General features: G+C 44.6%; 12 protein-coding genes. 8 read left to right on the top strand and 4 right to left on the bottom strand.

Annotated elements, in window-relative coordinates:
- Nucleotides 1-80 precede the first annotated feature (80 nt).
- Together LNL84_RS08195 and elbB are read right to left on the bottom strand one after the other, a co-directional pair.
- Complete coding sequence (locus LNL84_RS08195) at nucleotides 81-812, bottom strand: dienelactone hydrolase family protein (RefSeq protein WP_244356740.1); 732 nt, start codon at nucleotides 810-812, stop codon at nucleotides 81-83.
- A gap of 145 nt (nucleotides 813-957) precedes the next feature.
- The gene (gene elbB / locus LNL84_RS08190) at nucleotides 958-1608 is read right to left on the bottom strand and encodes an isoprenoid biosynthesis glyoxalase ElbB (protein WP_244356739.1); all 651 of its coding nucleotides are present in this window, start codon (nucleotides 1606-1608) and stop codon (nucleotides 958-960) included.
- Nucleotides 1609-1791: 183 nt separating this feature from the next.
- Between elbB and yjjG the strand changes: the two genes are divergently transcribed.
- On the top strand, nucleotides 1792-2466 hold the full coding sequence (gene yjjG, locus LNL84_RS08185) for a pyrimidine 5'-nucleotidase (RefSeq protein ID WP_244356738.1): 675 nt from the start codon (nucleotides 1792-1794) through the stop codon (nucleotides 2464-2466).
- Nucleotides 2467-2512: 46 nt separating this feature from the next.
- On the opposite strand, the gene LNL84_RS08180 is transcribed toward yjjG, so the two are convergent.
- Nucleotides 2513-4804 carry a glycoside hydrolase family 9 protein gene (locus tag LNL84_RS08180; protein ID WP_244356737.1) on the bottom strand — a complete coding sequence of 764 codons (2292 nt, stop codon included), beginning with the start codon at nucleotides 4802-4804 and terminating at the stop codon, nucleotides 2513-2515.
- A 392-nt stretch (nucleotides 4805-5196) separates the two neighbouring features.
- Here LNL84_RS08180 and LNL84_RS08175 point away from each other — a divergent pair, with 392 nt between their 5' ends.
- The 7 genes from LNL84_RS08175 (at nucleotide 5197) to LNL84_RS08145 (ending at nucleotide 14343) form a co-directional block, all read left to right on the top strand.
- Nucleotides 5197-6204, top strand: a complete 1008-nt coding sequence (locus LNL84_RS08175) for a LacI family DNA-binding transcriptional regulator (RefSeq protein ID WP_244356736.1) — start codon at nucleotides 5197-5199, stop codon at nucleotides 6202-6204.
- A gap of 18 nt (nucleotides 6205-6222) precedes the next feature.
- Nucleotides 6223-7467, top strand: a complete 1245-nt coding sequence (locus LNL84_RS08170) for an extracellular solute-binding protein (RefSeq protein ID WP_244356735.1) — start codon at nucleotides 6223-6225, stop codon at nucleotides 7465-7467.
- A gap of 87 nt (nucleotides 7468-7554) precedes the next feature.
- Nucleotides 7555-8520, top strand: coding sequence for a carbohydrate ABC transporter permease (locus tag LNL84_RS08165; protein ID WP_425244297.1), 966 nt, complete (start codon nucleotides 7555-7557; stop codon nucleotides 8518-8520).
- Nucleotides 8521-8554: 34 nt separating this feature from the next.
- On the top strand, nucleotides 8555-9415 hold the full coding sequence (locus LNL84_RS08160; protein WP_425244296.1) for a carbohydrate ABC transporter permease: 861 nt from the start codon (nucleotides 8555-8557) through the stop codon (nucleotides 9413-9415).
- Between the two features lie 10 nt (nucleotides 9416-9425).
- Nucleotides 9426-10781 (top strand): GH1 family beta-glucosidase, encoded by a 1356-nt coding sequence (locus tag LNL84_RS08155; RefSeq protein ID WP_244356935.1) that lies wholly within the window; start codon nucleotides 9426-9428, stop codon nucleotides 10779-10781.
- Entirely contained in the window at nucleotides 10774-11877 is a 1104-nt protein-coding gene (locus LNL84_RS08150; protein WP_244356732.1) for an ABC transporter ATP-binding protein, read from the top strand. The genes LNL84_RS08155 and LNL84_RS08150 overlap by 8 nt, the downstream gene beginning before the upstream one ends.
- 51 nt (nucleotides 11878-11928) lie before the next feature.
- The gene (locus tag LNL84_RS08145; protein ID WP_244356731.1) at nucleotides 11929-14343 is read left to right on the top strand and encodes a glycoside hydrolase family 94 protein; all 2415 of its coding nucleotides are present in this window, start codon (nucleotides 11929-11931) and stop codon (nucleotides 14341-14343) included.
- Nucleotides 14344-14375: 32 nt separating this feature from the next.
- Here LNL84_RS08145 and LNL84_RS08140 read toward each other — a convergent pair whose 3' ends face one another.
- Entirely contained in the window at nucleotides 14376-15323 is a 948-nt protein-coding gene (locus LNL84_RS08140) for an aldose 1-epimerase (protein WP_244356730.1), read from the bottom strand.
- Nucleotides 15324-15337: the final 14 nt, after the last annotated feature.

Raw genomic sequence — 15337 nt, 5'->3', positions numbered from 1 at the left:
GTTAACTGACATTCAAAAAAGCCAAGTTCCTTGAACTTGGCTTTTTTATGTCTCCCGTATAAAGAGGAAGCTTTTAGTCACTACTTACCAGTGGTTGCGACAAGAAATTCGGAGAAAGCAAGCCAAGATTTTTGATCGGCATCCTCGCGATAATTTTTTGAGCCAAAAACAGTGAATGCATGAGGAGCGCCACTGTAAGTCACCATTTGATGAGGCACTTTGTTCTCTTCCAGTTCACTGGCAAGCTGTGCAAATTGACTCATAGGTATCGCAGAATCGGCAGTCCCATGTAACACTAAAATCGGAGCTATTGTTTGGCTATAGTCTTGCCCTTTTGGCGTTTGTAAACCGCCATGAAAGGTGACGAAACCGCGAGCGTTCATACCTGCGCGTGCTGACTCCAAAACAGCCGCTCCGCCAAAGCAGTAGCCCATTACGACCATATTATCTAGATTTCCGCCAAGCATCCCCGCTTTGTCCAGACCACCTTGCATCAACGTCCTTAGCTTTTCACGGTTTTTATACAGTTCGCCTGTGTGTTGCTTTTTGTCTTCAATTTTAGTTGGTCTGACGTTCTGGCCAAACAAATCGACGGCAAACACGTTGTAACCCATCTGGTTTAGCATTTCCGATCGGCGCTCTTCGTATTCTGTTAGGCCGTCCCAATCATGGACTAAAAGCACCATAGGTGCAGTGTTGTTGATTTTAGACCAATAACCCTCATAATCTTGACCGTCGACTTTGTAGATTATGTGTTGCCCAGCCATTGATAGCGGTGCAATTAACGCTAACCCAAGTACTGACATTTTCATTCTTTCACCTTTGAACATTTGCCCAGGATTAATAGAAATAGTAGTACGTAAATCTCACAATGGTAGTTCAGGCAAAAGACAGCGAGTGTCGAAGAATGACATTGTGTTGAGGGAGCCTTAACCTCGCTGCCTGAGAGCGTATCTTTTAAGCAATCTCGACGAGCTTTTTCACCAATTTTTCGATGCCTGACGCTGCGTCAATGATACTCTGCGCAAGCATATACGCAGGCGTTGACAGTACTTTATTCTTTTCGTCAAAGACAATATCGTCGACAGAACAAGAAATATGTTTACCACCTAGGGCGTTAAATCCGTTAGCCGTATCCTGATCGTCTCCAATAGTGCCCTTAACATCTTTTTCATAGATCATTGGCATAATTGTTGGGGCGATGCAGAGATAGCCAGCAGGTTTACCAGCACGGGCAAATGCACGACACGCGGCAGCAACGTGAGTATTGATTGAGCAGTCAGCTCCCTGAATTGCAAAATCGGTGAGGTTTTTTGCTGCCCCAAAGCCACCGGGTAAAAGTAGTGCGTCGTAATCTTCAACATGCAGTTTGGCAACGTCTTCGATGTTACCCCTGGCAATTCTGGCGGCTTCAACTAACACATTACGCTTGTCGTCGGTTTCTTCGCCGGTCAAGTGATTGATGACGTGCATCTGTTCTATATCGGGTGCGAAGCAATGCCACGCGGCGCCTTCCTTTTCTATGGCATAAAGTGCCAAGACTGTTTCATGTATTTCAGCGCCGTCATAAACACCGCAGCCGCTTAAGATAACCGCAATCTTTTTCATAGGTTGTTCCTTGTTTACATTGCATTAAATAAAACTAGTTCAGATACACGAATAACTCATTGACCAACATCACAGGCAGCAGTAATTGATTCTTTTCCAAACAACAAGACTTGTTAGAAAGTAGTGATGTAGATTTTGTTACCTAAGGGATATACTAGTCGCGATACTAACAAGGGATGAATAATGAAGTACGACTGGATACTATTTGACGCGGATGAAACCTTATTTCATTTCGACGCTTACACAGGAATGAAGTTGATGTTCGAGCGTTTTGGCGTAGATTTTACTCGCGATGACTACCGAGAGTATCAACAGGTAAATTTGCCCCTTTGGGTTGATTATCAAGAGGGCAAGATCAGTGCTGATCAACTTAAGCATATTCGTTTTGAAGGTTGGGCTAAAAAGCTTGATACCACACCACTGACTCTCAACAGTGCTTTTTTAGAAGCTATGGCAGACATCTGTACATTGCTACCGGGTGCAAAAGAGCTGATTCAATCGCTTTCCGGTAAGGCAAAGCTTGGCATCATCACTAATGGCTTTACTGAATTACAAGCTATTCGTTTAGAACGAACGGGAATGAGCGAGTACTTTGAACATGTGGTCATTTCTGAAGAAGTGGGTATTGCTAAGCCAGATTTGGGTATTTTTGATCATGCTCTAGAGTTGATGGGACACCCATGTAAGTCAAAAGTCCTGATGGTGGGTGATAATCCCCACTCAGATGTTTTAGGGGGCCTAAATTTCGGTATTGAGACCTGTTGGTTAAATCCGAAGGGCAAAGACAAACCGGACAACATTGAACCTCATTACGAAGTTGCTTCTCTGTATGAGCTGCAAACCAAGTTATTAGCATAAAAAAAGAGGAACAGTGGTTCCTCTTTTCATCATATCTTGTCTTAGGTTAGTTAAGCTTACCTTCGTCTAGCGCCGAGGTTACCCAGACAAGGGGGGCATTCCAGTTAATAGTGATTTCGTTGAGAGACCAGGCTCCAATATGGTCTCGATAACATGTCTGTCCGATACAATTGCCTTTCATCGTTGCCGCAACTGGGTCCGAGAAGCTAATAGAGTTTGGCCCACCAATTAGAGCGCCTGGTGCTGGTGCTGGTGATTTATCGTCTGCTGCCTTCGCCCAGAAGCGATGGTGAGGGTTTTCTGCAGCTCGAGTGCCATAGCCTGTAATGTAAGAAATACTCATTGGGTTGGCACCAAGAATGTAGTCCATGGCACTTGCGGCCGATTTCAGAAAGCCAATCTCACCGCTAAAGTCATTTGCGTAGATGAGAAACAGGCTACGATTAACTAGGTTTGAATTTGAACCCCACGGATACTCTTCTACCGTGTACGGGATGTGATAGCCTTCATTGCTCATTTGTTGTTGGTATTTGGTCGCTGTTTTGATGATCTCTTGTCGAGCCTTATCGACAGGATTATTACCCAAATCATTAGGAACCACTGCAATACTGATTGTGCCTAAAGGTGCAGTATATTGCCAAAAAATGTCGCCATCGGATGCGATATTGCCAACAGGTGTTTCAAGGTGGTGTTGTGACGATTCAATGAAACTTCGATATTGTTTCTTGCCTGTTGTGACAAATAATTCAGCGGCAGCCCAATAGAAGTCATCACTAAGCGATACATCGTCATAGGGACCTGAACCGACGAAGTTATCGTAGGCGTAGATTTCGGGATGAACATTGGCCGCCTGCCACGCGTTCTCTGCAGCTGTTAGGCAGCGTTGTGAGAACTCTGCGTCTATTCCTTTCCATATACGAGCACATTGTGCGCCAACAGCGGCAAGGTTTAGCGTTGCTGCTGTACTTGGCTGACCTACGTAGCGCTTTTTGTCATCCATGTGTGGCGGGAGAGGCATTCCAGTCCAAACTTCATCAGCGATTTTGTGGAATGCTAAATGTGAACCATCGATTTGAATAAGTTGCAGTGACTTGCTTGAGGATTGATCACCGATAGGAGCATGGACTTTCTTACCTGAAGGGATTTGCATAGACAGCATGAACTCGACATTCCAACGTGCTTCGGATAGAACAGGATTGACCTTAGACGCTGATTCGGGAATGATCGTTTTTCCTTCGTTAAAGGGCTTACTGGCTCCGTCTAACCATTTCCCTCGTTCATAAAGATTAAGAAGCGTCCATGTCGTAATACCACTGTTTACTGTGTACTTACCATGATCTCCGGCATCGTACCAACCACCAGTGACATCGACACTAAAGTCACATCCAGGCCATTGGTTACCCCAGGCATCTACTTTATCAAAGCAAGTGACTACATCATTGGTGTGGCCCGCAGGGCGGGCAAGATCCGGCCTTTGTACGAATTTCTCTTCGATTTCTATACCACTTCTATTTTGGTAGAAGTAAGAGAAGGCGTCGTATTTCAGCGTGCTATATAAAGATGAGCTGATTTCAAACGGAGTACTTTTCTCGCCATCGACGATAACGGTTAGGCCTTTTTGCTCTGCCGTCAAACCTGATAAATCGATTCGATGTAAGTGTTCTCCAGATGCTTTATTCAAACCAAATACTGTGGTTCGGCCAAGATCAACATTGATCCCCTGACTGTTTTGCAAGGTCCAGCGCAGTGGTGTTTCTGATTCTGACGCGACAAATACAAACTTATCGGCAGCGGGTAGAAAACCCAGTTGGTTAAGGCGAACAGGTGAGTTCTCCAACACTTCAATATAAGGTTTGCCTTCAATTGAAACATTGCTCACGCATATGGTTGATTTCTTTTGTGCGCCCATTTGAAATTGAAACTCACCACCTGCGTCACTAGCTTCAGTTTGGGTAAATTCGTAGGTAAAAGATTGTTTTTTCGGTGTAAGCTTAGTCTCAGAGGCAAAATAATGAGTATAAGGGGGACCTTCGTGTTGAATGAGTGTTTTGACCTGAGTATCAACGTCGGAGTAGGCGTCAAAGGAGATAATGTAGCTTTCGCCTTGCTCTAACCCAACACCGGCATGGCCAAAGATCACACTCCATGGATTAGCACCAGGGTTTGAGATATTCATACAGGCGTTATTGTCTTCCGCCTTTATCGAGCCACCAGCCGTCCACCAACCGTCAATGCCGCTGGCAAAGTTTCCGTTACGAATCATTTCATCTGCAACAATAGCTGGAGATTGGGTTAATAAGCCCGCTAATAAAGCGATCTTTATATTTCGGTTAATCATAATTCCTCCTTGTGTTAATTGAAAAACTAAAGATATCGAAGGAAAATTTGAAATGTAATTAAATAAAATTGTGAGGGAAAATAATAATTAGTATCAATTTGTGAGCGTAATATCGGTCGGCTAGAAACCAATGAATTTGTTTCATAACATTGAAAAAATAAGCATGCTTAATGAAGGAATGTCTCAGATTCACCGCGAGAAAGAGACAGAAATTATTATTTCATGAAATTGTTTCATGAGAGCTTATTAAATTGCAAAACCTCTCAATTTTTGCTGATCTTAAAAAAAAATATCCAATTTAGTGTGAAGTGACTCACTAAATTGCGGCCCCATATCCTAAATACTCAGTCTGTAAGCGGTTTCAAGTATCAACAAGTTAAACGGGGTTCCTTTTGGCAACGATTAAGGATGTATCAGAGCTAGCTGGCGTATCGCAGGCAACAGTTTCCAGAGTTATTAATGGAACCAGCCGCGTTAGCCACGATAAAAAACTTAAGGTAGAAAAAGCAATCAAGGAACTGGGTTATCGCCCTAATTCTATTGCTCAAGCCTTGGCGTTTAGTCGCACTGGTAGTGTAGGAATCATGGTGCCAGAACTCGGCGGTCCATTCTACTCGGGGATTTTACATAGTGTAGAAGAACAACTTCGTCGCTTTGGCTATCACGTAGTTGTGAGTGCTGGCTCGCTATCTGAATCAAGCCAAAGAGAGTCGATTGAGTTTCTACTAAGTCGCAGAGTGGATGCGTTGATCATGCATGCACAGCAGTTGTCAGATGATTACCTGATTGCTCTTGAAGACTCAGGTATTCCAATTGTTCTGCTCAATCGTTTCATTCCAGAAATGAGCGACAGTTGTATCACCATCGACAATGAACTCGGTGGCAAGATCGCGACACAGTATCTTTTAAAGTTGGGGCACAAACACGTTGCCTGTATTACCGGACCGTTAGATAAAGCAGACGCACGGGGCAGGTTGCAAGGCTATCGCAACGCACTGATTGATGCTGGACTGCACTATGATGAGGTGTTGGTATCTGAAGCAGGTTTCACTGAAGAAAGTGGTGCATCTGCCATGCAAAAAATATTGAGACGCAAGTGCAAGTTTACAGCGGTATTTGCGTCGAATGATCACATGGCACTGGGTGCCTGTGAGGTGTTAACTGATGAGGGATATTCTGTCCCTGATGAAATTTCGTTAATAGGTTTCGACGATATTATTTTCGCACGTTATTTAACACCAAAATTAACAACAATGAATTTTCCAATTGAGCAGATGAGCTTGGAAGCTGTTCAGCTCATTATTCAAAAGCTAGGTAAAAACAAATGTGATGTAAATTTTAAGTTGTTACCTTCACTAGTGGTTAGAAATTCAGTCAAGGATCTACTCACTACCCTATAAGTATATTAAGGATAAAAAATGAAATTGAAAAACATTGTATTTTATAGCGCACTTGCGCTTGGGGTTGCTGCTTCAGCTAACGCTGCACAGTCTGAAATCCGTTTCGACGGCTTCCCAGACTTTGATAGTAGTTTAAAGGTATTGCTGCCTGAGTTTGAAAAAGAAAGTAACATCAAAGTTGATTACTTGATGAACAACCACGGTGATCACCACACTAAGCTAACGACTAACCTTGCAACGGGTTCTGGTGCGGGTGACGTTATCGTAGTTGACGTTGAAAAAATTGGTCCTTTTGTCGCTTCTGGCGGCCTAGTAAACCTCTCTGAAAAATATGGCGCTGACAAGTACGCAGATCGCTTCGCTCCTTATGCTTGGACTCAAGGTAAGGGCGGTGACGGTAACATGTACGGTATCCCTGTGGATCTAGGTCCAGGTGTTATGTACTACAGAACCGATATCTTTGAAAAAGCAGGCATCGATGTAAACGACGCAATCAAAGACTGGGATTCTTACATCGCTGCAGGTGAAAAACTTAAGAAGCAAAACGTTCAGCTTATCGCTTCAGCAGCTGACGTAGCGCAAGCGATCATTTTCACAACGGTTCCTGAAGGTGAAGGTCTTTACTTTGACAAAGATGGTAACCCTGTAGTCACTTCTGAGCGTTTTGTTCATGCCTTTGAAGTTGCGAAAGAAATTCGTGAAAAAGGTCTTGATGGCCGCATTTTGGCTTGGTCTAACGAATGGTATGAAGGTTTCCGTAACGGTACGTTTGCAACTCAACAATCGGGTGCATGGCTACTTGGTCACCTAAACAACTGGATTGCTCCAGAAACGAAAGGTAAGTGGGCGGTATCTAACCTTCCTGATGGTATCTACGGGAGCTGGGGTGGTTCATTCCTATCAATCCCAACTCAGTCTGAGAACCAAGATGAAGCTTGGAAGCTAATCGAGTTCATGACAACTGACCGTGAAAACCAGCTACAACACTTTGAAACTATCGCGGCATTCCCAGCCAACGTTACGACTTATGATGATGAGTTGTTTAACGAAGGCGTTGAATTCCTTGGCGGTCAAAAAGCTCGTCAACTGTTCGCTGAAGTTGCAAAAAACATCAAACCTGTTGCTCCAGCTAAAGGCGACCACGTAGCTCGCTCTATCATTCTCGAGAACGCATTAATGGAAGTTCTAGACGAAGGTAAAGACATCAAAACGGCTCTAGCAGAAGCTGAGCGTTTGATTAAGCGTAGAACTCGCAACCTTTAATTTTCTATTTTTTGAAGTATTTGGAGGCGTGTTTTCACGCCTCCTTTGTAAGAGGTCGTTACTATGAGCCAATCAGCGAGCAACGTCATGGAAACATCATCAAGACAGAGTATTTTTGCTCGTGTCAACTTTAAGGGGCTGGCTCCTTATGGGTTTCTTTTGCCTTTTTTGATTATTTTCTCTGTTTTTGGGATTTTCCCTTTATTATTTTCGGTATATTTGTCTTTCCACGAGTGGAATCCTGTGGAAGGTTTGGCGGCGATGAGATTCGTTGCTTTTGAAAACTACGAAATCGCCCTAACTGACCCGTGGTTGTGGCGCTCGTTAAAAAATACATTCTGGCTAGCGATTACATCAGGTGTTGCTCAACACTTAGTGGCTATTCCAGTTGCTTATATTCTTGTTTCCCAGGGTGACAGATTGCGTCACTGGTTGACATCGGCATACTTTCTACCGTTCATCACATCAACGGTTGCAGCATCACTGATTTTCTTCAACATGTACTCGCCAAGCTCGGGCATTATTAACCAAACTTTAATGTACCTGGCTGACACTAAGGTACTGGGTTGGGCTTTTGCCTGGGTTAATGAGTATCAACCTATCCGTTGGTTAGACGATGCGACTTTGATTAAACCGTCTATTGCCATCATGGTGTTTTGGAAATACACCGGTTTTAACATCGTTTTGTATACCACTGGATTGATGACGATTCCTAAAGACATCTTAGAAGCTGCGCGTATGGATGGTGCCAATGCTTTCCGCCGTTTCTGGAACATCTCTCTGCCAATGATTCGTCCATTCATCTTCTTCGCGGTAACGATGACCATCATCGGTAACTTACAGTTATTTGAAGAACCGTTCGTACTGACACGTGGTGGAGGTGGGACTGGCCAAGCTGGTCTTACTATTTCAATGTACCTCTACAAAGTCGGTTGGGAATGGCTAGAAATGGGTACAGCATCCGCTATCTCTTGGTTATTATTCGCTCTGATTGCTGGTTGTACAACGATTCAATTCTTATTCTTTGGTAAAAAAGGACTGGGAGAGCATTAATATGTCGATTCAATCAATCCCCCAAAACTCTCCTATGGCACGTTTTAAGCCTAGTGATAGAGCAGTAGAGCTCACTGTTAAAGTGTTAATGGTCTTATTGGCGGCGATACTTATAATCTCAGCCATCATTACGATCTTCCCATTTTTCTGGTCAGCGTTACTTTCAACTCGTGACCGCAGTGAGATCTTTGGTACGGGTATCAGCTTTGCAATAGGTGATAGCCTCGCGATCAACTATGCCAAACTGCAAGAAATCATGCCTTTCTGGCAGGCGATGTTTAATTCAATTTATGTCGCTTTTCTGGGTACGACGATTTCACTGCTGTTCTGCAGCATGGGTGGCTATGCGTTCGCTGTTTTTAAGTTCAAGGGCAAAAACATTCTATTTGGTATGTTGGTAGGCTCAATGATGATCCCTCCGGTACTTAGCTTGATCCCGTACTTCATGATCGTTAAGTTCCTAGGGCTGATGGACAATCATATGGCGGTATGGCTACCGTTTACGACGACACCGTTTGGCATCTTCTTAATGCGCCAGCACGTGGTGGCATCGATACCTAAAGAGCTGCTAGAAGCGGCAAAACTTGATGGTGCCGGTGAGCTGAGAACATACTGGAGCGTCGTACTGCCGTTGATGAAGCCAGCACTAGCAACACTCGCGATCGTTCAATTTGTCTTTTTCTGGAATATGTTCATGCAACCGCTCGTTGTATTAACAACGCCAGATAACTACGTGATCACACAAGCATTGAGAAGTGTACAAGGCATTCCAAATACCCCATGGGGCGCGGTAATGCTGGGTACGACTATCTCTATCTTACCGCTCGTTGTAACTTATCTGTTCGCATCTAAACAGATGATTAGCGGTCTGACTTCTGGTGCGGTTAAGGGTTAAGACGATGATATTGAATCAATACCGATTACCAAGTGATTCGAAAATGCTTGATAGCGATTTTGTGTTCGGTGTTGCCACGTCTTCTTATCAAATTGAAGGGGCGGTCACTGAGGGTGGCCGAACTCCTTCTATTTGGGACACGTTCTGTAAAGTCGAAGGAAAGGTAGATAACGGCGACAACGGTGATATTGCCTGTGACCACTATCATTTGTGGGAGCAGGACATCGAGATGATTCACTCTCTTGGTGTCGATGCGTATCGCTTGTCTATTGCCTGGCCACGGATCTTTCCTAAAGAAGATTGTGTTAACCCTGAAGGCTTGGCGTTTTACGACAAGCTTATCGACAAGTGCCATGAATTGGGCATGAAAGTCTACGTGACTCTCTATCATTGGGATCTCCCTCAATACCTGGAAGATCGTGGTGGCTGGCTAAATCGAGAAACTGCCTACAAGTTTGCGAATTACGCTGATGTAGTCAGTGATTACTTTGGTGACAAGATCGATGTGTATACCACATTGAACGAACCGTTTGTTTCTGCATTTTTAGGTTATCGCTGGGGCTATCATGCACCGGGTGTTGAAGGGGACGCCGAGGGCTTTTTGGCGGCGCACCATTTGATGCTTGGACATGGATTGGCAATGCCAATTCTTCGCCAGAATGCACCACAATCGAAGCACGGTATCGTGTTTAACGCCTCTCCTGCTTATCCAAATACGGACCAAGACCAGAGCGCGGCAAATTACAGCGAAGCCGAAAATTATCAATGGTTTATTGATCCTGTGCTAAAGGGTGAGTATCCATCTTTGGTGTGGGAGCACCAGGTGAGTAACAGGCCAATGGTGTTGCAAGGTGATCTGGACATTATCAGCGCACCAGTGGACTACATAGGCATTAACTATTACTCACGCAATGTGGTGAGCTATGACGAAAATGGTGACATCAAAACCGTTAAACAAGAGGGTGCCGACCACACGCACATAGGTTGGGAAATCTATCCGCAAGGGCTTACTGACTTACTCGTGCGTCTTAAAGCACGTTATAGCAATTTTCCACCTCTTTACATTACAGAAAATGGCGCCGCCGGTGACGACCACTGTGTCGATGGCGAAGTCTTAGATGAACAACGAGTGAACTACTTCCAGGAGCACCTTAATGCTGTGGACACCGCAATGAGAGCGGGCGTTCAAGTAAATGGATATTTTGCCTGGAGTTTAATGGACAACTTCGAATGGGCATTCGGTTATGCCCAACGCTTCGGCATGGTACATGTCGATTATCAGACTCAAAAAAGAACATTAAAGCAGAGTGCCATTGCCTACCGCAATATGTTAGTGACGCGCTCTGAGGAGAAGAAAAATGGCTAAAGTAGAATTTCGCAATATTAAAAAGTCTTTCGGTGATGTGGACGTTGTAAAGCAGTTTGACTTTACGGTTAACGACGGTGAATTTGTTGTATTTCTTGGTCCATCTGGCTGTGGTAAGTCGACCACACTTCGTATGCTAGCAGGGCTGGAAAGCATCAGTGCTGGTGATATATACGTTGGCGACAAGCTAATGAATAACATCGACGCAAAAGATCGTGACTTGGCGATGGTGTTCCAAAGTTACGCGCTTTACCCGCATATGTCAGTTTACGAAAACATCGCATTTGCTCTGAAACTGAAAGGCTTGCCAAAGAAAGAGATTGACGAAGAAGTGCGCAAAGCAGCAACCATGCTAGAGCTAATGCCTTTGCTTGACCGTAAACCTAAAGAGCTATCAGGTGGTCAAAGACAACGTGTGGCGATGGGACGCGCGATGGTCCGTACTCCTAAGGTGTTCTTATTTGATGAACCACTATCGAACCTGGACGCTAAACTGCGTGGCACGATGCGTGAAGAAATCAAACAGCTGCACAGAAACTTGAGCACGACGACAATCTATGTAACGCATGACCAGATCGAAGCGATGACGCTTGCTGACCGCATCGTAATCCTAAAAGATGGATATGTGGCTCAGGTAGGAACGCCAACAGATGTGTTCCAGCGTCCTGCGAACAAATTCGTTGCTCAGTTTATCGGTAACCCATCAATGAATATGCTTGATGCACAATTGGTAGAGCAAAACGGTGAGTTCTTTGTGCAATTGGGCGAAACTTTGATTCCGCTACCAGAGCGTTTTAAAGCTCACGCGTCGAAAAATGTTGCACTTCACTTTGGTGTAAGACCAACCGACATCCACTTGCGTGCAGAGCAAGTTGATCATGATCGTGTACTTCCAGTTCCAGTAAAAATCAAAGATAAGGAATTGTTAGGCGCAAGCATCCTTCTCAAAACAGAAATTGCTGGTCAGCCATTGATGGTAGAGACGCAAGCTGCTGAGCTCGATGTTGATGAAGTGACGCTGTATCTGGATCTAGATGCCATCCACTTATTTGATGCGCTGAGTGAAAAAACACTAGCAAGCTACGACAACGCATAAGAATTATTTTTGAATTACGCTCCTATCGTGAGGTAGGAGCGAGGGGAACTAATGATGAAATTTGGATATTTTGACGACCAAAATAAGGAATACGTAACGACCACGCCATGCACACCGATTAAATGGTGTAACTATGTTGGCACACTGGAATTTGGTGGCCTCGTTGACAGCAATGGTGGTGTCCTGATTTGTAAAGGTGACCCGGCACTAAACCGTATTACCAAGTACATTGCACAATTGCCGAATGCTGACTTTAAGGGCTCTACAACGTACTTGAAAGTTCAGGACGCTGACGGAAATGTTGAGGTGTTTTCGCCGTTTTATACTCCGACACTGAAACCGTTAGACAAGTTTGAGAATCACACTGGTCTTTCTTATACCAAAATTGTATCGGAAGCATTTGGTGTTCGTTGTGAAGCGACCTTTTTTGTACCAAAAAATGACGCTGTATTACTGCAAGATATTACCGTCACAAACATCTCCGGAAAAGAACTTCATGTTGATGTGGTTCCAGTTTACGAGTTTACTCACTTTGATGCGCTCAAACAGCTTCTTAACGCTGACTGGGTACCTCAAACGATGACTCTAAAAGCGCATCAACAGCCATCAGGTCATACGGTTTTAGAACAGTATGCCTTTATGAAGCGCGACAACGCGGTGAACTTAATGACGGCGGACCGACCAGCGACATCGTTCGAAGGTGACCGCCAAACATTTTTGGGTAACATGGGCTACGGAAGCTGGGCAGCACCCGAAGCGCTGAACAATGACGAACTGGGTAACAGTGAATGTGTGCGTGGTGATAACATTGGCGCGTTAAACTTACGTTTAGGTTGGATTGCACCTTCAAAGGCCGAGCGTACTGTCGTGCAGTTGACGCAAATGGAAAGCCTAACTCAAGCTGAGGCAATGCTAAACAAATACCGCGATCACGCCGTGGTAGATGAAGCATTTGCACAACTTGCAAATCAGTGGGATGAGTACCTAGACACTGTTCAGGTCGAAACGCCTGATGCTGCTATGAACTCAATGTTAAACGTTCATAACCCGCGCCAATGCCACACCACCAAAAACTGGTCTCGTTACCTGTCTCTTTACCAGCTAGGTTTCGGCGCTCGCGGTATCGGTTTCCGTGACTCTTCTCAGGACACATTGGGCGTTATTACTCATATGCCTGAAGAAGCGAGAGAATTTATCGAGCGCTTACTGTCGGTTCAAAATACCAATGGCTCTGCGATGCACCAGTTCTTCCCTTCAACAATGGAAGCTAATGCAGGTGATTCACGCGAAGAAGAAGACCGCCCGGACTACTACGGTGACGATCATCTATGGATCATTTACGCTGTTACTCAATATGTGAAAGAAACAGGTAACGCAGCTTTCTTGGATAAGACCATCCCATTTTATCAAAAAGATAAAGATGGTAACCCAGTTGAGTCAGGAAGCGTGTGGGAGCACTTGTGTCGTGCGATAGCGTTTACTCATGGCAACACAGGCGCACATGGCCTGCCACTATTAGGCTTTGCAGACTGGAATGATACGGTCAACCTGCCAACCGGTGCTGAGTCGCTGATGGTTGCCAATATGTACGGTAAAGCTCTACTCGACATGCTTGATCTGTGTGAATTGCGTCGAGAGTCTACGTTGGCCGAGCAGTTTCAGAGTCAATACAACGAAATGAAAGACGTTGTAAATGCGTGTGGTTGGGATGGTGACTGGTTCATTCGTTACTTTGATGAGCAAGGCCAGCCTATCGGTTCACACACCAATGAACAGGGACAAATCTACACTAACGGTCAAAGCTGGCCGGTGATTTCTGGATTTGCGACAGAAGAGCGAGCAAACTGCGCGCTTAACTCAGTGTATGACAAGTTAAATACGGCGAACGGTATTAAGCTTTCGACGCCAGGATACAACGGATTTGATCCAAACCTGGGTGGTGTATCAACTTACCCACCAGGTGCGAAAGAAAATGGCGGTATCTTCTTGCATTCAAACCCGTGGGTGATGATTGCGGAAGCGAAGCAAGGGAACGGTGATCGTGCTTACGAGTACTACCGTCAAATCAACCCAGCGTCTAAGAATGATGACATTGATACGTTCGAATCTGAACCTTACTGTTACCCTCAAAACATTTTGGGTGATGAGCATCAACAGTTTGGTTTAGGTCGAAATGCATGGTTGTCTGGTACTTCTTCTTGGACTTACGTTGCTGGTACACAGTGGATCCTAGGTGTTCGCCCAGAAGTCGACGGCCTCATTGTAGATCCTTGTATCCCGACCTCATGGCCTGAGTTTAAAGTTCGACGCAAGTTCCGTGGCGCGGTTTACCACATTCATGTTCGCAATCCTAAGGGTGTGAGCAAAGGTGTCGTTAGCATGACGGTCAACGGTGATTTGATCGACGCCAATAAAGCGCCGGTATTTACTTCAGGCGAACATACGGTTGAAGTGGTACTAGGATAAGCAAATAAGGGCGCTTAGCGCCCTTTTCTTTTTTATTGCGCAGTATACTTTGCATGACACTCCCAACTGAATGTAGAACTTTGGGTTGGTTGAAGAGTCAGCAGGCCAATTTGGTTGTTAAAGGCGTCAGTCGGGCAGGTCATGGGCTCGACAGCGAGGCTGGGCTCCGATGGTGGAGTATAAAGCTGCATAAATCGATAGCTAGGATCTTGCTGATACTCAAGTGTCGCAGTTCGATCGCTTCGCTCTAACAATAATCGAATGGGTTCTTTAGAGTTAAACTCAAAGCAATGATTTAGAGTTTGGTAAGCAAGTGAAGTCGGCTTTGCAAATTCATCAAACGCATGAGATTGACCGGTAGGAAAGTCATTGACAAGCTCAAGCTGTTGACAGCGTGGCATGGTGATGAACATGTCTTCTAACGGGCAGCCCAATGTGAAGTAGGGGTGCCAGGCATCACCAAAGGGTAATGGGTGAGAACCCAAGTTGGTTAACGTAGTAGAACAGCTTAAAACACCCTTTAGGTCGATCAGATAAGCAACATCGATTTGAAAAGCGAAAGGATAACCAGAATGTAATGACTCGGTCGAAAATCGCAGTGTCACACCTGCCGAATCGTCATTTACTTGAGTACTGATGACATCAAACGCTTGATTGTAGAGTAATCCATGCACAGCGTGTTCAGACCAGGGGAAATTGGCGGGTAGTTGGTAGTCTGTGCCCAAAAATGAGTACTGCCCTTGCTCTAAACGGTTAGGGAAAGGAAACAATTTAGCGCTGCGAGAGAAAAAAGGATGCTGTTCAATAAGATCGTTATAATCTTTGTATCCAGATATGAATGAAAAAGGACTGTGGTTAACGGATAGTTTGTTTATTAATGCACCAAAACTTTGTATTATTTGAACTTCTATTCCTAAAATGTCATTTTTTATTTCTATAGCATCCAAGTTTCCGAGTTTTTCTTTATTTATGTGAAACATTTATATCTCCTTTT

It is taken from the genome of Vibrio gelatinilyticus (assembly GCF_022836845.1).
In the GTDB taxonomy this organism is placed as follows: Bacteria; Pseudomonadota; Gammaproteobacteria; order Enterobacterales; family Vibrionaceae; genus Vibrio; species Vibrio gelatinilyticus.
Note: the sequence above shows the minus strand (reverse complement) of the source record. Positions and strands in the feature narration are given on the sequence as shown.

Excerpts from the sequence above, each read along its gene's own strand:
- LNL84_RS08195 (WP_244356740.1), bottom strand. The coding sequence starts at position 812 with ATGAAAATGTCAGTACTTGGGTTAGCGTTAATTGCACCGCTATCAATG.
- elbB (WP_244356739.1), bottom strand. The coding sequence starts at position 1,608 with ATGAAAAAGATTGCGGTTATCTTAAGCGGCTGCGGTGTTTATGACGGC.
- yjjG (WP_244356738.1), top strand. The coding sequence starts at position 1,792 with ATGAAGTACGACTGGATACTATTTGACGCGGATGAAACCTTATTTCAT.
- LNL84_RS08180 (WP_244356737.1), bottom strand. The coding sequence starts at position 4,804 with ATGATTAACCGAAATATAAAGATCGCTTTATTAGCGGGCTTATTAACC.
- LNL84_RS08170 (WP_244356735.1), top strand. The coding sequence starts at position 6,223 with ATGAAATTGAAAAACATTGTATTTTATAGCGCACTTGCGCTTGGGGTT.
- LNL84_RS08165 (WP_425244297.1), top strand. The coding sequence starts at position 7,555 with ATGGAAACATCATCAAGACAGAGTATTTTTGCTCGTGTCAACTTTAAG.
- LNL84_RS08160 (WP_425244296.1), top strand. The coding sequence starts at position 8,555 with ATGGCACGTTTTAAGCCTAGTGATAGAGCAGTAGAGCTCACTGTTAAA.
- LNL84_RS08150 (WP_244356732.1), top strand. The coding sequence starts at position 10,774 with ATGGCTAAAGTAGAATTTCGCAATATTAAAAAGTCTTTCGGTGATGTG.
- LNL84_RS08145 (WP_244356731.1), top strand. The coding sequence starts at position 11,929 with ATGATGAAATTTGGATATTTTGACGACCAAAATAAGGAATACGTAACG.
- LNL84_RS08140 (WP_244356730.1), bottom strand. The coding sequence starts at position 15,323 with ATGTTTCACATAAATAAAGAAAAACTCGGAAACTTGGATGCTATAGAA.